13 protein-coding genes are annotated in these 17,539 nt (G+C 65.5%); 10 read left to right on the forward strand and 3 right to left on the reverse strand.

What is annotated here, in order from left to right; genetic code table 11:
• Positions 1-12 precede the first annotated feature (12 nt).
• From E0501_RS14435 to E0501_RS14460, 6 genes are all read left to right on the forward strand, one after another.
• The gene (locus E0501_RS14435; RefSeq protein WP_137702087.1) at positions 13-2,421 is read left to right on the forward strand and encodes a YbcC family protein; all 2,409 of its coding nucleotides are present in this window, start codon (positions 13-15) and stop codon (positions 2,419-2,421) included.
• Positions 2,422-2,527: 106 nt separating this feature from the next.
• Positions 2,528-4,222, forward strand: a complete 1,695-nt coding sequence (gene ade, locus E0501_RS14440; protein ID WP_137702088.1) for an adenine deaminase — start codon at positions 2,528-2,530, stop codon at positions 4,220-4,222.
• Positions 4,223-4,331: 109 nt separating this feature from the next.
• Complete coding sequence (locus E0501_RS14445) at positions 4,332-5,480, forward strand: NAD(P)/FAD-dependent oxidoreductase (RefSeq protein WP_137702089.1); 1,149 nt, start codon at positions 4,332-4,334, stop codon at positions 5,478-5,480.
• Positions 5,481-5,486: 6 nt separating this feature from the next.
• Positions 5,487-6,437 carry an ornithine cyclodeaminase family protein gene (locus tag E0501_RS14450; protein ID WP_137702090.1) on the forward strand — a complete coding sequence of 317 codons (951 nt, stop codon included), beginning with the start codon at positions 5,487-5,489 and terminating at the stop codon, positions 6,435-6,437.
• A gap of 94 nt (positions 6,438-6,531) precedes the next feature.
• Positions 6,532-8,262, forward strand: a complete 1,731-nt coding sequence (gene araD / locus E0501_RS14455; protein ID WP_137702091.1) for an L-arabinonate dehydratase — start codon at positions 6,532-6,534, stop codon at positions 8,260-8,262.
• 123 nt (positions 8,263-8,385) lie between these two features.
• Entirely contained in the window at positions 8,386-9,900 is a 1,515-nt protein-coding gene (locus E0501_RS14460) for an aldehyde dehydrogenase (NADP(+)) (protein ID WP_137702351.1), read from the forward strand.
• Between the two features lie 36 nt (positions 9,901-9,936).
• Here E0501_RS14460 and E0501_RS14465 read toward each other — a convergent pair whose 3' ends face one another.
• Positions 9,937-10,887: a GlxA family transcriptional regulator gene (locus E0501_RS14465; protein WP_137702092.1), complete on the reverse strand. Its 951-nt coding sequence runs from the start codon at positions 10,885-10,887 to the stop codon at positions 9,937-9,939.
• 141 nt (positions 10,888-11,028) lie between these two features.
• Between E0501_RS14465 and E0501_RS14470 the strand changes: the two genes are divergently transcribed.
• From E0501_RS14470 to E0501_RS14485, 4 genes are read left to right on the forward strand one after another with little or no spacing between them, the layout of a single operon-like run.
• Positions 11,029-11,736 (forward strand): GntR family transcriptional regulator, encoded by a 708-nt coding sequence (locus tag E0501_RS14470; RefSeq protein ID WP_137702093.1) that lies wholly within the window; start codon positions 11,029-11,031, stop codon positions 11,734-11,736.
• Between the two features lie 11 nt (positions 11,737-11,747).
• Positions 11,748-12,665: a dihydrodipicolinate synthase family protein gene (locus tag E0501_RS14475; protein ID WP_137702094.1), complete on the forward strand. Its 918-nt coding sequence runs from the start codon at positions 11,748-11,750 to the stop codon at positions 12,663-12,665.
• Positions 12,666-12,668: 3 nt separating this feature from the next.
• On the forward strand, positions 12,669-14,165 hold the full coding sequence (locus tag E0501_RS14480; protein ID WP_137702095.1) for an aldehyde dehydrogenase: 1,497 nt from the start codon (positions 12,669-12,671) through the stop codon (positions 14,163-14,165).
• Positions 14,162-15,502 carry an NAD(P)/FAD-dependent oxidoreductase gene (locus E0501_RS14485; protein WP_137702096.1) on the forward strand — a complete coding sequence of 447 codons (1,341 nt, stop codon included), beginning with the start codon at positions 14,162-14,164 and terminating at the stop codon, positions 15,500-15,502. Before E0501_RS14480 ends, E0501_RS14485 begins: the two co-directional genes overlap by 4 nt.
• A gap of 15 nt (positions 15,503-15,517) precedes the next feature.
• On the opposite strand, the gene E0501_RS14490 is transcribed toward E0501_RS14485, so the two are convergent.
• Both E0501_RS14490 and E0501_RS14495 read right to left on the reverse strand, forming a co-directional pair.
• Complete coding sequence (locus E0501_RS14490; protein WP_137702097.1) at positions 15,518-17,068, reverse strand: trimethylamine methyltransferase family protein; 1,551 nt, start codon at positions 17,066-17,068, stop codon at positions 15,518-15,520.
• Positions 17,069-17,187: 119 nt separating this feature from the next.
• Positions 17,188-17,532: a RidA family protein gene (locus E0501_RS14495; RefSeq protein ID WP_137702098.1), complete on the reverse strand. Its 345-nt coding sequence runs from the start codon at positions 17,530-17,532 to the stop codon at positions 17,188-17,190.
• Positions 17,533-17,539 lie beyond the last annotated feature (7 nt).

Raw genomic sequence — 17,539 nt, forward strand, 5'->3', positions numbered from 1 at the left:
CGGAGACCTGACATGTTCATGAAGCACGAAACCTACCCTGCAGCCCTTCTCGAACTCGTGGCCGAAGCAAACACCGCCGCCGGGGCGATCCCGCCGTTGTTTCCGCTCGCGTCCAACGTAGCGGTGAACCCCTTCCTTGGACAGACCGGCGAGTCCTTGGCCGTCACCGCTGCCCGTTACGCGCGGGTCGCCGGCACGCGCATCATGCCTGAACGCGCGCACTGGGCCGCCAAGATCGATGCCGGCGAAATCACTGACGAGGACCTGCGCGCAGCTCTTTCTTCTGCCGAAGGCCGGTTCGGTCGTCCGGAACTCGCCGATCTGAGGGCCGCGCTTCAGGGCGAGAGCACCCCGGTTGAAGCTCTGCCGACGGTGGCGGACCTAGCCGCTGATGTCTCGGGCATAGATTGGCCCGGCCTGATCGAGGAACGCATCGGCGCCTGGGCGGCCAGCCATTTCGATCAGGGCCAGGCCCTTTGGCAGTCCAACCGCACCGGCGGCACCTTCAGCGCCTGGCGCGATTTCGCCTCGCGCGACCTGACACCGGAAATCCACGGCCTGAAAGGGTTTGGCGCTTTTGTCACCGCGACCAACCGCTCGCATTGGCGGGCCATCGGCCGCGCAGCCGAGGTCCTGGGACTGACGGCCCCGGCCGCCGGAACCGCGTTTCACCGCTGGCTCGTGACGTTGGGCGGCTGGGCACAATATGCGCGTCACCTGCTCTGGCAGGCCGAACTCAACGGCGGGTCGGACAACACCGTGACCGAGCTTCTGGCGATCCGCATGGTTTTCGACGAAGCCCTGTTCGGACTATACGAAGACCGAATCGCCACACGCTGGGCCGACATCGTCGCCCAACACGCGGCACCGGTGACACCCAACCGCGATCTGGTCATCGACGCGATCCTGCAGGACGCGGCCGAAAGGGCGCAGCAACGCCGGCTGGCTCAATCCCTCGGACAAGGCGAACCGCGCCGGGTCAACGGGCGCCCCGCCCTGCAGGCGGCATTCTGCATCGATGTGCGCTCGGAGGTGTTCCGCCGCGCGCTCGAAACCCAGGACGCCGCGATCGAAACCATCGGGTTCGCCGGGTTCTTCGGTATCGCCAGCGCCCACAAGGCCGCCGGCTCGGACGAGATCGAGTCGCGTGGGCCGGTCCTCCTGCCCACCGGCGTAACCTCCTGCGCCGCCGAACCCATGCAGGCCGATCTTGATCGCCGCTATGCGGCGCGCGCCCGCCGCGCATGGGGCCGGTTCAAACTGGCGGCAGTGTCGTCCTTCGCCTTCGTCGAGGCCACGGGGCCTGTCTACGCCGGCAAACTGTTGCGCGATGCGCTTGGAGGCAAACACCGCACGAAACCCGACCCCGCACCAAGGCTCGATCCCGCAATCGACCTGGAAACACGCGTCGGCATGGCCCGCTCCATTCTCAGCGCCATGTCACTCACGCGAAACTTCGCGCGTATCGTCCTGCTTGCGGGTCACGGTGCCGATGTAACCAACAACCCGCATGAAAGCGCGCTTCAGTGCGGCGCGTGCGGCGGCCATGCCGGCGATGTCAACGCGCGCCTTCTGGCGGGGCTTCTGAATGACCCGCAGGTGCGCCGGGGGCTGGCACAGGATGGCATCGACATCCCAGCCGACACCCTGTTTCTCGCAGCGTTGCACAACACCACCACCGACGCCGTCACGCTGTTCGATCACGACATCGCGGTCGGACAGTGGCAGGCGGAGATCGACCAGTTGCGCAAGTGGCTCATCGCCACCGGCCGGCTGGCCCGCGCCGAGCGCGCCCAGCGCCTGCCACGCGCCCGATCCGAAGGCGATATCGCACGGCGCGCGGCCGACTGGGCCGAGCTGCGCCCGGAATGGGGCCTCGCCGGTTGCCGCGCCTTCATCGCCGCGCCGCGCCATCGGACCGCCGAAACGTCGCTTTCGGGACAGGCCTTCCTGCACAGCTACGATTGGCAGGCCGACGAGGGGTTCGGCGTGCTGGAACTGATCATGACCGCCCCGGTCGTTGTCGCCAGCTGGATCAGCCTGCAATATTATGGCTCGACCGTGGCCCCACGTCTCTTCGGCGGCGGCAACAAGCTCCTGCACAATGTCGTCGGTGGCATCGGCGTGCTCGAGGGTAATGGTGGCGCGCTGCGGCCCGGCCTTCCCTGGCAATCCGTGCATGACGGCGACGGCTTCCAGCACGATCCCCTCCGCCTGGCGGTCATCATCGAGGCGCCGCGCGAAGCGATGAGCGATATTCTCCGGCGGCATCCGGATGTGCGGGACCTGTTCGACAATCGCTGGCTGCATCTGATCGCGATGGATGGCGACGGCCAGTTTGCCTGGCGATATGACGGCAATCTGCAGTGGTCACCCTTCATAGAAGAGGCCGGCATCGACCGCGCGATCGCGGCGGAATAATCCACCACCTCTGGACCACGCCTGCCATATCGGCTTTTCTGTCGGTCACACGTCTCCCGGCCGCCATGCGAACAGCGGCCGGGCACAAGAGCGGCGAGGGCATGCCATGGCGGATCTGGAAACGCGTATCGCGCAGGGGCGTGGCGATGAGCCGGCCGATCTTGTCCTGCGGGGCGGCACCGTCTGGGACCTCGTCACCGACAGCCGTATTGCCGGCGATGTGGCCATCTGCGACGGTACGATCGTCGGCATCGGTGCAACTTATGAAGGCCGGCATATCGTCGATGTCACCGGCCTGACGCTGGTGCCCGGCTTCATCGACACCCACCTGCATATCGAAAGCTCCCTGGTCACGCCGTTCGAGTTCGACCGCTGCGTCGCGCCGCTGGGCATCACCACCGCCATCTGCGACCCGCACGAGATCGCCAACGTGATCGGCCCCGAGGGAATTCGCTATTTCCAGGAGGCCAGCCAGCACACGCTGATGGATATCCGGGTTCAGCTTTCTTCCTGCGTGCCCTCGACCGACATGGAAACCGCCGGTGCCCGGATCGAGGCCGCGGACCTTGCCGACCTCATGGGCCATCCCTCGGGCATCGGGCTGGCCGAGTTCATGAACTACCCCGGCGTGATCCACCGCGACCCCGCCGCGATGGCCAAGCTACAGCTTTTCCAGGGCGGCCATATCGACGGACATTGCCCGCTTCTCACGGGTCGCGATCTCAACGCCTATATCGCCGCCGGCATCCGGACCGAGCACGAAGCCACGACCGCGCAGGAAGCGCGCGAAAAGCTGCAAAAGGGTATGCGGGTGCTGATCCGCGAAGGCTCGGTTTCGAAGGACCTGCATGCGCTGCAGCCGCTACTGACGGAAACCACCGCCCCCTACATGTGCCTTTGCACCGACGACCGCAATCCGCTCGATATCGGCGAAGAGGGCCACCTGAACCATATGATCGCCGAGCTGATCCGGCTCGGCACGCCGCCGCTGGCCGCCTATCGCGCGGCGTCGCTCTCGGCGGCCGAAGCCTTCGGGCTCCGGGACCGCGGCCAGATCGCACCCGGCCTGCGCGCCGATATCGTGGCCCTCTCGGATGTCGAAACCTGCACCGTCGAGACGGTTTTCGCCGGCGGTGTTCAGATCACCCCAGCCGCCTTTGATGCACGCCGAACCATCCCGCCGGTGGGACGCAATTCGGTCAAGGCGCCGCACGTCACCGCCCGCAGCTTCCGCACAACAGCGAACCGCGAACACACCGATGTCATCGGCATTCTCGAAGGCAAGATCCTGACCGAGCACCTGCACGAAACCGTTTCCATCGTAGATGGCGACAAACAGCCCGATCCGGCACGCGATCTGGCGCGCATCGCGGTGATCGAACGGCACGGCATCAACGGGAACATCGCCACCGGCTTCGTTCGCGGTTTCGGGCTACAGGCCGGGGCGATTGCCTCGACGGTCTGCCACGATCACCACAACATCGCCTGCGTCGGCATCGATTACGACGACATGGCGCTTGCGGCGAACAGGCTCTCGCAGATCGAGGGCGGTTTCGTCGTCGCCCGGCAGGGCGCGGTTCTGGCCGAGCTTGCGCTGCCCGTCGCCGGACTGATGAGCCTCGAGCCTTTCGAAACGGTCCGCCTCAGGCTCGAAGAGTTGCGCTCTGCGGCCCGCTCACTGGGCGTCACCCTGAAAGAACCGTTTCTGCAGCTTGCCTTTCTGGCCCTGCCGGTGATTCCGGCACTGAAGATCACCGATCGCGGCATGGTCGATGTCACACGGTTCGAATTGCTGCCCTGAGACGACCTGCTTTCGGGCTTCTGCCCCTCGCCCGCCACAGCATTTGAAACGCGGGCCCTGATCGGCCACAAGGGACCCGTAGGATCGCGACATGACAGGACAGGCAGCCATGACCCGACAAGACTATGAAATAGCCGTGATCGGCGGCGGTATCGCCGGCGCGTCCGTTGCGGCCGAACTGGCCGCCCATCCCGGGCTGCAAGGCTCTGTTGCCCTCCTCGAAATGGAGGCGCAGCCTGGTTATCACACCACGGGCCGTTCGGCCGCCGTTTTCGCACCGATCTATGGCCCTGCCCCGATCCGCGCACTGACCCGCGCCTCGGAGGGTTTCTTCCGCGCCCCGCCCGCGGGCTTTTGCGAAAGCTCGCTGTTTTCGCCCAGGCTGATCATGATGATCGCCCGCCCCGACCAGCGCGCCGCGCTTGATGCGCTCCTGGCAGAAGTGGGCGATGCTGCCAGCGTCTCGGAAATCGACGAACCCGCCCTGCGCGCCGCCAACCCGCTGGTGCGCGCCGGCTATGCCACTGCCGCGATGCTGGATACGAACGGACAGGACATCGATGTCGCCGGCCTGCATCAGGGTTACCTGCGCATGTTCAAGGCCGCGGGCGGCGAAATGCACCTGCGCAGCCCTGTCACCGGTCTCGCCCATGACGGCGCACTTTGGCGGATCGAAACCCCGGGCGGTGAATTCACCGCCAGGCGCATTGTCAACACCGCCGGAGCCTGGGCCAATGAACTGGGCGACATGGCCGGGGCAGAACCCATCGGCCTCACCCCCAAACGCCGCACCGCACTGATGGTCGCGGCCCCCGATGGCGTGCAACCCGATGCCTACCCGATCACCATCGACATCGAGGAAGACTTCTATCTTAAGCCCGACGCCGGGCGCCTGTTGATTTCGCCCGCCGATGAAACCCCCTCCCCGCCCTGCGACGCTCAGCCCGAGGAGCTCGACATCGCGATCTGCGTCGACCGCATCGAAACCGCCTTCGATCTCAGCGTGCGGCGGATCGAAAACAAATGGGCCGGCCTGCGCAGCTTCGTGGCCGACAAATGCCCGGTCGTGGGCTATTCCGCAACTGCACCCGGTTTCTTCTGGCTCGCCGGCCAGGGCGGTTATGGCATCCAGTCCGCCCCCGCGCTGTCGCGTTTCGCCGCAAGCCAGGTTCTGGACCTGCCCGCACCCGATGACATCCTCGCCGAAGGGCTTGATCCTGCAAGCCTTTTGCCCGCACGTCTCCTGCAAAAGGCATAATTGCTGATGATCCACCTCTCCGCCGATGACGTTCGCCGCCTCCTGCCCATGACCGAGGCCATTGAAACCGTTGAGCAGACGATGATCGCCGTCTCGCAGGGCAAGGCCAACCTGCCCCTGCGCTCGCTCATGGATATCGACGGTACGAACAAGCTGGGCCTTATGCCTGGCGCGCTGAGCGATCCCACGGTCTATGGCGTGAAACTGCTCAGCCTCTTTCCCGGCAATCCGGCCAGGGGCCTGTCCTCGCATATCGGCGTTGTCGTGCTGTTTGACCCCGACACCGGCGCGCCCATCGCAACGCTCGACGCCGACGCGATCACCGCGATCCGCACCGCCGCCGCCACCGCCGCCGCCACCCGTGCGCTTGCCCGCCCCAAGACCCGCACGCTCGCCATCATCGGAACCGGCGAACAGGCCGAAACCCATATCGATGCGCTCTGCCGGGTCCGCCCCATCACGGACATCCGCATTGCCGGGCGCACCCCGCAGCGCGCGGCCGCTTTCATTGAGAAGGTCGCGCCGCATCACCCGCGCCAAAACTTCATCGCTGCCGAAAACGCGAAGTCGGCCGTCGAGGTCGCCGATATCGTCTGCACCGTCACCTCGTCGCCGACCCTCGTGCTTCACGGCGACTGGATCGACCCTGGCACGCATGTGAACGCCGTCGGCGCCTCGATCCCGGTGCTGCAGGAAATCGACGAGGCGCTGGTGCTCAAATCCCAGCTCTTCGTCGATTACAAACCCTCCGCGCTTGCCCAGGCGCGCGAGATCATGACCGCGCTGGAAACCGGCGCCATGGGCACCGAGCATATCCGCGCCGAAATCGGCGAAGTCTACCAGGGCCAGCATCCCGGGCGCAGCGGCCCCGACGCGATCACGCTCTACCGCTCGTTGGGTATTGCCGCCCAGGACCTGGCCTGCGCCGATCTCGTCCTGCGCAAATCCCGGGGGTAAGTCACCCGCTCGGCTTGGCCCTTGGGCATTCCCGCCTTCGGTGGCATGATGACGCAGAAATGCCCCACGTCTCACCATCCCGCGAGGAGGCCCCATGCCTAAAACCCCCGAAGAGCTCCGCTCCGCCCGTTGGTTCGCCCCTGACGATCTGCGTTCAATGGGCCATCGCTCGCGCGCCATGCAGATGGGTCTCGATGGCGCCGATTGGGAGGGCAAGCCGGTCATCGCGATCATCAACACCTGGTCCGATCTCTCGCCCTGCCACCACCACCTGCGCGACCGGGCCGAACATGTGAAACGCGGCGTCCTTCAGGCCGGCGGCATGCCGGTGGAAATGCCGGTGCATTCGTTCAGCGAACAATTCCTCAAACCCACCTCGATGCTGTATCGCAACATGGGCGCGCTCGAGGTCGAGGAAACCCTGCGCGCCCACCCGATCGACGGTGCCGTGCTTCTGGGCGGCTGTGATAAGTCCACCCCGGCGCTGATCATGGGCGCGGTCAGCATGGGCCTGCCCTTCATCTTCCTGCCCGCCGGCGCCATGCTGCGCGGAAACTATGCCGGTCAGACGCTCGGCAGCGGCACCGATGTCTGGAAATACTGGGACGAACGCCGCGCCGGGACGATTTCAAAGCAGGAGTGGGACGGCGTGCAGGGCGGCATCGCGCGCAGCTATGGCACCTGTATGACGATGGGCACCGCCTCGACGATGATGTCCATCGCGGAAGCCTGGGGCCTCACCCTGCCCGGCGCCTCGGCCATCCCGGCCCCCGACGCCGGGCACAAACGCATGGCCGCCGCCTGTGGCCGCCGCATCGTCGACATGGTCTGGGAGGATCTGACCCCCGCACAGATCATGACTTGGCAAAGCACCCGCAACGCGGTGACGGTGGCCATGGCCACGGGCTGTTCGACCAATGCGATCATCCACCTCATCGCCATGGCCCGCCGCGCCGGGATCGGCCTAACCCTCGATCATCTCGACGAGATCGGCCACACCACCCCCGTGCTCGCCAATATCCGCCCCTCGGGCAAGCAATACCTGATGGAGGATTTCTTCTATGCCGGCGGCCTGCCCGCGCTGATGATGGAACTGGGCGACATGCTGGAGCTGTCGGCCACCACGGTGAACCGCCGCACGCTGGGCGACAACATCGCGGGTGCCGTGAACTACAACGACGACGTGATCCGCCCGCTCTCGAACCCGGTCTATCACGAGGGCAGCCTTGCCGTGCTCAGGGGCAACCTCGCCCCCGATGGCGCGGTGATCAAACCCGCAGCGATGGACCCGCGGTTCCAGAAACACAAGGGCCCTGCCATCGTCGCCGACAGCTATGCCGCGCTCAAGGAAATCATCAACGACGAAAATTACCCGATGACCCCCGACCATGTCCTCGTGCTGCGCAATGCCGGGCCGCAGGGTGGGCCGGGCATGCCCGAATGGGGCATGATCCCCATGCCCAAGGCGCTTTTGAAACAGGGGCATCGCGACATGATGCGCCTGTCTGATGCGCGGATGTCGGGCACCTCCTATGGCGCCTGTGTCCTGCATGTCGCCCCCGAGGCCTTCATCGGTGGCCCGCTTGCGCTGATCGAAACCGGCGATATCATCGAGATGGACATCCCCAACCGCACCCTCAACGTCCTGCTCTCCGATGCGGAACTTGCCGCCCGCCGCGCGAAATGGGCACCACCCGCCCCGCGCTATGAACGCGGCTATGGCAGGATGTTCTCGCAACATGTCGAACAGGCCGACAGGGGCTGCGATTTCGACTTCCTGCGCACCGATTTCGGTGCGCCTGTGCCAGAGCCCGAAATCAACTGAGGGCACCTTGCAACGCGCCGTCAGCAGTTGCAGCCTGCGCTGCGATCATGAATGCTGCAAAAGGCGTACCGGCCAGCCGGCGCGATCCCGAACACCACACAGGAGCACGACATGCGCGACGAAATGAAATTCACCCCGCACGGCAAACACCTGATCGCGGGCAATTGGATCGCTGGCGAAACGACATTCACCTCCGAGCCCGCCCACGGGCCGGCGCATGCGTTTTCGGTGGGCACACCCGCGCTTGTCGATCAGGCCTGCAAGGCGGCAGAAGAAGCGTTCTGGAGCTATGGCTATTCCAGCCGCGCAGCAAGGGCCGAATTCCTCGACGCCATCGCCGACGAGATCGAGGCCCGCGGGCCGGAAATCACCGAGATCGGCACGCAGGAAACCGGCCTGCCCGAGGCCCGTCTCGAAGGCGAACGCGGCCGCACCACCGGACAGCTGCGCCTCTTTGCCCAGCATATCGCGCAGGGCGATTACCTCGATCGCCGCCATGACGCGGCCGTGCCCGACCGTGCGCCGCTGCCCCGGCCCGATCTGAAAATGGTCCAGCGCCCGCTCGGCCCCGTGGCCGTGTTTGGCGCCTCGAACTTCCCGCTGGCCTTCTCCACTGCCGGGGGCGATACCGCCTCGGCGCTGGCCGCCGGCTGTCCTGTCGTGGTCAAGGGTCATTCCGCCCATCCCGGCACCAGCGAAATCGTGGCCGAAGCGATCCATGCCGCCATCGCCAGATGCGGGGTGCATCCCGGCGTCTTCAGCCTCATTCAGGGCGGCAAGCGTGATGTCGGCACGGCACTTGTCCAGCACCCGCTGATCAATGCCGTGGGCTTCACCGGCTCGCTCGCGGGCGGTCGGGCGCTCTTCGATCTCTGTGCCCAACGCGAAGCCCCCATCCCCTTCTTCGGCGAGCTTGGCAGCGTCAACCCGATGTTCCTGTTGCCAGCCGCACTCGCAGCGCGGGGCGCGCAACTGGCCGAAGGCTGGGCCGGGTCGCTCACCATGGGCGCGGGGCAGTTCTGCACCAATCCCGGCATCGCCGTGGTCATCGACGGGCCCGATGCCGACGCCTTCATCGACGCCGCCACCCGCGCGCTCGAACCGATCGGCGCGCAGACCATGCTGACCGATGGCATCGCCGCCGCCTACCGTGCCGGCCGTGATCGCGTCGCCGGTACCAAGGGCGTGCAGGAGGTGCTGACCTCGATGTGCGACATGCGCAACGCCACGCCCTACCTCTTCGCCACCACCGGCGCCGAATGGTTTGCCAACGAAGCCCTCGGCGAAGAGGTGTTCGGCCCGCTCGGCCTCATCATCCGGGTGGCGGACATGGAGGAAATGCGCACCATCGCCCGTTCACTGCAGGGGCAGCTCACCTGCACACTGCACCTCGACGACGCGGATACCGAGGCCGGGCAAAGCCTGATGCCGATCCTCGAACGCAAGGCAGGCCGGGTTCTGGCCAATGGCTATCCCACCGGGGTCGAGGTCTGCGATGCCATGGTGCATGGCGGCCCCTACCCGGCCAGCACGAATTTCGGCCACACCTCGGTGGGCACGCTGGCGATCCGCCGTTTCCTGCGGCCGGTCTGCTACCAGAACATGCCCGACGCGCTGCTGCCCGACGATCTGCGCTGAAGTTCCCGGGGCGCGCGGCACCCGCGCCGCCCCATTTCACCCCAGGCGGCCCTTCTGCTGCATCGGCGTGATGCCAAAGGCCGCCTTGTAGACCCTGGAAAAATGCCCCGGGCTTTCGAACCCGCAGGCAAAGGCGATGTCGATCACCGACCGTTCGGTCTGAACCAGCAGGTGCCGCGCCCGTTCCAGCCGCATTTCCATGTAGTATTTCTTGGGCGAGGTATTCAGGTACTTGCCAAACAGCCGCTCCAGCTGCCGGGTCGAAATCCCGATCTCCGCCGCGATCACCGACGGTGACAGGGGCGTCTCGATCGCCTCGCGCATCTTCTCGATCGCCCGCGCAAGATGGCTGTTGCGCATCCCGTTGCGCGATTGCAGCGAAACCCTTTGCGCCGCCGTCGCCTCGCGCACCGCGCTGTAGACCATCTGGTCGGCCACCGCGACCGACAGGTCATACCCATGCTCGCGTTCGATCAGGTGCAGCATCAGGTCCGCCGTCGCTGTCCCGCCCGAGGCGGTCAGGTGGGTTTCATCGGCCACGAAGACGTTGCGCACCAGGTTCACCTCGGGAAACTTCTCCATGAAGCTGTCATGGTATTCCCAGTGGATCGCTGCCTTCATCCCGTCGAGATACCCCAGCTCGGCCAGCACCCAGGCACCTGAACACAACGCCCCGATTGCCCGGCCATGGGTCTTCTCTCGCCGCAGCATCGCGGTCAGCGGCCGGGTGATATGCCTGTTCATGTTGATCCCCGACAGAACGAAAAGACGGTCGCAATCCGGAACGTCGGAAAACCCTTGATGCACCAGCGTCACCGATCCGTTCGAACTTGTCGCGCCCTGCCCGTCCTCCGACAGGAACGACCAACGGTAAAGCGCCTTTCCGCTGATCAGGTTGGCAATCCTCAGCGGTTCAACCGCGCAGGAAAACGCGAGGTGCGAAAAATCTTCCACCAGGGCGAAAGCATAATGCTGCGTCTGCGTCATGGGCTTTGCTCTCAAAAATCGGCGTAGTTTCGCGCCGCATCTGTCATGCAGCACGAATTTCTATTGTATACAAGTTGTATTTTATGCGAATACCGAGTCGCGGAACGCCAGAAAACTCCGCACGACACCACAGGGGGCGCCATGACCGATACCGTGAAAAACCGCAAAGCCGCGCTCTACGATCACCTCAAGACCTCGATCCTCACCCTCGCGCTGGACCCCGGCAGCGATCTCGACGAGGCAGACCTCAGCACCAGCTTCGGCCTCTCCCGCACCCCCCTGCGCGAAGTGTTTCGCGAACTTGCCGGCGAAGGCTATCTCGAACTGCACGCCGGCCGCGGTGCCCGCGTAAGCGGCATGTCCCACACCACGGTGCGCGATTTCTTCCTCGCCGCGCCGATGATCTATGGCGCGATCCTGCGGCTTGCCGCGCTCAATGCATCGCCCCGGCAGATCGAGGAACTCAGGACGGCACAGGACAGGTTCAGGACCGCGCTGCGCACCGGCGATGCCGCCGCGCGCGCGCTGGCCAACAACCGCTTTCACGAAATCACCGGCGAAATGGCAGGCAATGTCTACCTGCTGCCCTCCTTCTATCGCCTGCTGATCGATCATGCCCGCATCGGCATGACCTTCTATCGCCCGCAGAACAACGAAATGGCCGGGAACCTGACCGCCGCCAGCGACCAGCACGATGCCATCATCGCCGCGATCGAAGCGCGCGATGCCGACGCCGCCGCGCGTCTCGCTGATGAACACTGGAAGCTCTCGCGCGACCAGATCGAGATGTTCGTGATGCCCGCCCCGCTCGACATGCCCTTGGGCACCTTCCCGAAAAACTCCGCCTGAGAAAGACAGCCATGACACCGATCTTCGAATTCCAAGGGATCTACACCCCGGTCGTGACCCCCTATCACGACGATGGCAGCACCAACTGGGACGCGCTTGCCGACGTGATCGAATTCCTGATTTCCAGGGGCGTGCACGGGCTCATCTCCGGCGGTTCAACCGGCGAAAACTATGCCCAGACGGTGGCCGAGCGGCTCGAGATCGCGCGCTTCACCCAAGACCGGATCAAGGGCCGCCTGCCGCTGGTTATCGGCACCGGAGCGATGCTCACTGCCGATTCCATCGCGTTGGCTACCGGGGCGAAGGAAATGCGCGCCGATGCCATCCTGCTGGCCAGCCCGCCCTATGCCGTGCCGACCGACCGCGAAAACGCCTTGAACGCGCTCGCCATCGACAAGGCCGCGGATCTGCCGGTGATGCTCTATAACTACCCCCATCGCACCGGCACCATGATGGGCGAGGAGTTTCTCGACCGGGTCGGCCGCTCGCGCAATTTCTGCGGAATCAAGGAAAGCTCGGGCGATATCAACCGCGTGCACATGCTGGCGCGCGACTACCCGCATATCGCGCTTGGCTGCGGCATGGATGACCAGGCGCTCGAATTTTTCGCCTGGGGCGCGCCCTTCTGGGTCTGCGGCGGGTCGAACTTCCTGCCTGACGAACACGTCGCGCTCTACGAGGCCTGCGTTCTGGAAGGCGATTTCGCCAAGGGCCGGCGCATCATGTCGGCGATGATGCCGCTGATGCGCGTGCTGGAACAGGGCGGCAAGTTCATCCAGACGATCAAGCACGGCGTCACCATGAACGGCATCGCCGCCGGCGCCATGCGCGCGCCCCTCAAGGGACTGAACAAGGACGACAAGCGCGAACTCGAACAGGTGGTTCGCGTGCTGAAAACCACAATTGCAACCATCCGGGCAGAGGGCTGAGACATGGGACTGCTGACAAAAGACGAATACAAGGCCATCGCCGCCGGGCTCGACCTGCCCACCGCCGCCTTCATCGACGGCGCCTTTCGCCCCGCGGCCTCGGGCAAGACCTTTGAATCCATCAATCCCGCCACGGGCGAAAAACTGGCCGACATCGCCGCCTGCGGGCCCGAGGACGTGAATTTCGCCGTTACCAAGGCGCGCGAGGCCTTCGACGACGGCCGCTGGTCGCGCCTGCACCCGTCCGAACGCAAGGACGTGCTGATCCGGCTGGCCAAGCTGGTGACACGAAACGCCCGTGAACTGGCGGTGATGGAAAGCCTCGACAGCGGCAAAGCGATCTTTGATTGCGAAACCGTCGATCTGCCCGAAACCATCCACTGCCTGAAATGGCATGCCGAGGCGATCGACAAGATCTACGATCAGGTCTCGCCTGCTTCCGACGATCACATCGCCATGGTCGTGCGCGAACCCATCGGCGTGGTGGGCCTGGTGCTGCCGTGGAACTTCCCGCTGCTCATGCTGGCGTGGAAAATCGGCCCGGCGCTCGCCGCCGGCTGCTCGGTGATCGTGAAACCCGCGCAGGAGACCTCGCTCACGGCCCTGCGCCTTGCCGAACTGGCGATGGAGGTCGGCCTGCCGCGCGGCGTGCTGAACGTGTTGCCCGGCGGCGGTGCCGAGGTGGGCGAACCTATCGGCCGGCACATGGATATCGACGCGGTCTCCTTCACCGGCTCCACCGTCACCGGCAAGCGCTTCCTGCAATACTCTGCAGAATCGAACGCCAAAGAAGTCGTGCTGGAAATGGGCGGCAAGAACCCCGCCATCGTCATGGACGACGCCGAGAACCTCGACCGCGTCGCCCAGCACGTGGTCAACGGCGCGTTCTGGAACATGGGTGAAAACTGTTCGGCTTCATCGCGGCTGATCGTGCATAAATCGGTCAAGTCCGACCTGCTCGAGCGTATCGCCCACCATGCGAAACACTGGAACCTCGGCGATCCGCTCGATCCCGAAACCCGCATGGGCGCGCTGGTGTCCAAGGCGCATTTCGACAAGGTCTGCGGCTATCTCGACCAGGCCGAGAACATCGTTCTGGGCGGCAAGGCCGAGAACGGCTTTGTCGAGGCCACGGTGGTAGAACTGCCCGGCAACGATGTCGCCCTCGCCCGCGAGGAGATCTTCGGCCCCGTGCTCAGCGTGATCGAGGTCTCGGGCTTCGACGAAGCCATCGGCATCGCCAACGATACCGACTACGGCCTCTGCGCCGCGCTCTTCACCGCCAATGTCAAACGCGCGATCCGCGGCGCGCGCGGCCTGCGCGCGGGCACGGTGACGGTCAACAGTTTCGGCGAGGGCGACATCACCACCCCCTTCGGCGGGTTCAAACAGTCAGGTTTCGGCGGGCGCGACAACGGCCTGCATGCGCATGACCAGTACACCCAGTTGAAAACCATCTGGATCGATCTCGCCGATGACGCGGACGAGGCGGTGGATTGACCGCCTACCGCGCACGCCAACTGCCCGCGCATCGCGGCCCGGCGGCGTGGGACGCGATCCTGCCGCCGCGCGCGGCGCGCCCCGCGCTCGACACCGATCGGACCGTCGATTTCGCCATCATCGGCGGCGGTTTTGCCGGCTTGGCCGCGGCGCGCAGGCTCACTCAGCTTGCCTCGGGCGCGCGCATCGCCGTGCTCGAGGCCGGCCGCGTGGCCCAAGGCGCCTCGGGCCGCAACTCGGGCTTCATGATCGACCTGCCGCACGAACTGACCAGCGAAGATTATGCCGGCACGGGCGACGACCGCACGCTGATCGCGCTCAACCGCGCAGCCCAGGCCTTTGCCGCGCAGGCGGTCGAAGAGTATGGCATCGACCCGAACTATTTCGACCGCGCCGGCAAGGTGAACGGCGCCGCCAGCGAAGCCGCCCACGCCCATAACGTCAGCTATGCCCGCCATCTCGACAGCCTCGGCGAAACCTCTCGGATGCTCGATGCCCGGCAGATGGCCGAGATGACCGGCAGCCCCCACTACCAGTCCGGGCTCTACACCCCCGGTACGGTGATGCTGCAACCCGCGGGCTTTGTCCTTGGAATGGCCGACGGCCTTGCGCGCGCCGGTGTCGCGATCCATGAAAACACGCCGGCCACCGGGTTTGCCCGCGTGGGCAGCAACTGGCGCATTCAAACGCCCAGGGCCAGACTTGCGGCGGGCAAGGTGATCCTCACCGTCAACGGCCATCTCGAAAGCTTCGGCATCACCGCCGGGCGGCTGATGCAGCTTTTCCTCTTCGCCACGATGACCCCCGAACTCGACGCCGACGCGCTGGCCCGGCTGGGTGGGCATCCCCGCTGGGGCATAACGCCCTCCGATCCGATGGGCACCACCATGCGCCGGATCAACACCGACCAGGGCGGCAACCGCATCGTCACCCGCACCTGCGCCGTGCTGCGCTCGGGGCTCGCCGCGCGTGCGGGTGATCTTGCCCGCGCCTCACGCGTGATGCGCGCGAAATTCGACAGCCGCTTTCCCCAGCTTGCGGGCATGAAGATGGAATACAGCTGGGCCGGGCACCTCTGCCTCTCGCTCAACGGCGTCTCCGTCATGCGCGAGATCGAGGACGGCCTCTATTCCGGCTGCGTGCAGAACGGCCTCGGCACCGCCCGCGGCACGCTTACCGGCATCGGCGCGGCTGAACTGGCTTGTGGGCATGCCTCGGACATCACCCGCCATTTCACCGCCGAGGATGCGCCGAAACCTCTGCCCCCCCGGCCCGTCCGCGACATCGGCGCCAACACGGTGCTACGCTGGAAGGAATGGCGTGCCCGCGCCGAGTGACGCCCGGCGCGCCGCCTAATAGACCTGGTTCAACTCATCTGCCGCCGGAATCTCGCGCTCGCGCCGGGCGATATAATCCAGCAGTGCTTCGTCCCTGGCCTCGTCCAGCTTCGGCTCCTGGTACTCCGCCAGCAGCTTGCGCGCGCGCTCCAGCGCCCGCTGGGTGATGTCCTTCTCGCCCTCGGCCACCCATTGTTCGATCGAGTTGTTGTCGAAAAGCTCGGGCATGAAATAGGCCGTCTGGAAATTCTCCTGCGTGTGCGGATGGCCCAGGTAGTGCCCGCCTGGCCCCACATCGGACACCGCCGCCACGGCCGCATCGAAATCATCCCATTTCGGGCCCTCGGCCATGCGATAGGCCATCGCGCATTGCTCGGCATCGACGATGAATTTCGCCACCGAGCAATGCATGCCCGCCTCGTTCCATCCGGCGCTGTGCCAGATGTAATTGGCGCCCGCATGGATCACCGCCGAAAGCGTTGTCGCGCTCTCGTATCCTGCCTGCGCGTCAAAGGTCTTGGCCCCGCCCAGCGTGTTCGACGTGCGCCAGGGCACATCATAGTGCCGCGCCATCTGACCGATCATGAAATTCATCAGGCTGATCTCGGGCGTGCCCGCCATCGGCGCGCCCGACTTCATCGAAACGGTCGACAGGTAATGGCCATAGATCGCCGGCGCGCCCCGGCGGATCACCTGGGTATAGGCCAGCGCACTCAGCGCCTCGGCATTCAGCTGCGCCACCGTTGCCGGCACGCTTGCCGGCGTGTTCGCCCCACCCAGCACGAAGGGACTGCACAGCACCGGCTGGTTCCTACGGCAGAAGGCGCGCATCGCCCCCAGCATGGTTTCATCCCAGACGAGCGGGCTGTTGCCGTTGCAGTTGCCGGTGGTCACCGGGTGGGTGTCCATGAATTCCTCGCCGAAAAGGATCGCGCACATCTCCATCACGTCCTCGGCGTTCTTCGGGCTGGTGGTCATGCCCATGAACATCTTGTCGGAATGCTTCATCGACGAATAGGTGATGCGCAGGTGCCGCTGGCTGATCGGATGATCATAGGGCTCAACGATGTGATGCGCGCTGGAATGCAGCGCGGGCAGCATGTGGCTCAGCTTGTGAAACATCGCCAGGTCATCCAGCGTCGGGTTGCGCCGCACGTCGTCCAGATCGCGCAGGTAGGGTGCGCCAGTCATCGGCACGAACACCGAATGCCGCCCGCCCAGCCGCAGGTTCTTCTTCGGGTCGCGCGCATGATAGGTGAACTCGGCCGGAATCGTCGCGATCAACTCGCGCACAAGGCCGCGGTCTAGGTAAACCCGCTCGTCCACCACCTTGGCCCCCGCGCGTTTCCAGTCCGCCAGCGCGATCGGGTCGCGGAAGACCACCCCGACGTTTTCCAGGATATCCATCGAGGTCGCGTCGATCCGCTCGACCTGCGCGCCGTCCATTACCTCGCAAAGTGGCAGCCTGCCGGTCAGACCGGGCAGCATGTCGAACTTGGGGGCGGTCCGCGCGGCGCGCCGCGCCGCACGCCCGCCGGCGCGGGACCGGGTCAGCGTTTTTGTCATCGGATGTCTCCTCTGACAAGAACCCTAGGCGGCTCCGTCCCCGAATTCGTGCAGGTTTGCGAAATCCTTTTGCAGAAAGCGACACGCGGCGGGCGCCCATCCCGCCTCCCGCAAATGCCTCAGCCGTCGCAGGCGGCCGTGACGATGATCTCCACCCGCAGGTCCTCGCGCGCCAGCTTGGCTTCGCCACAGGCGCGTGCGGGCGCGTGGCCCTCGGGCACCCAGGCATCCCAGACGGCGTTCATCTCGGCGAAATCGGCCATGTCGGCCAGCCAGATGATGACCTGCAGCATTTTCTCGCGCGATGATCCCGCCTGCTCCAGCAGCGCATCCACGCGCGCAAGGCAATCGCGGGTCTGCTCTGCCACGCTGGCGCCATCGCCCACCTGTCCGCACAGATAGGCCACGCCATTGTGCTTGACGATCTTGCTCATCCGTTGGCCAATTTCGATCCGTTCGATCATGTCGCGC

Source organism: Marimonas lutisalis, from assembly GCF_005434965.1.
GTDB classification, from domain to species: domain Bacteria; phylum Pseudomonadota; class Alphaproteobacteria; order Rhodobacterales; family Rhodobacteraceae; genus Marimonas_A; species Marimonas_A lutisalis.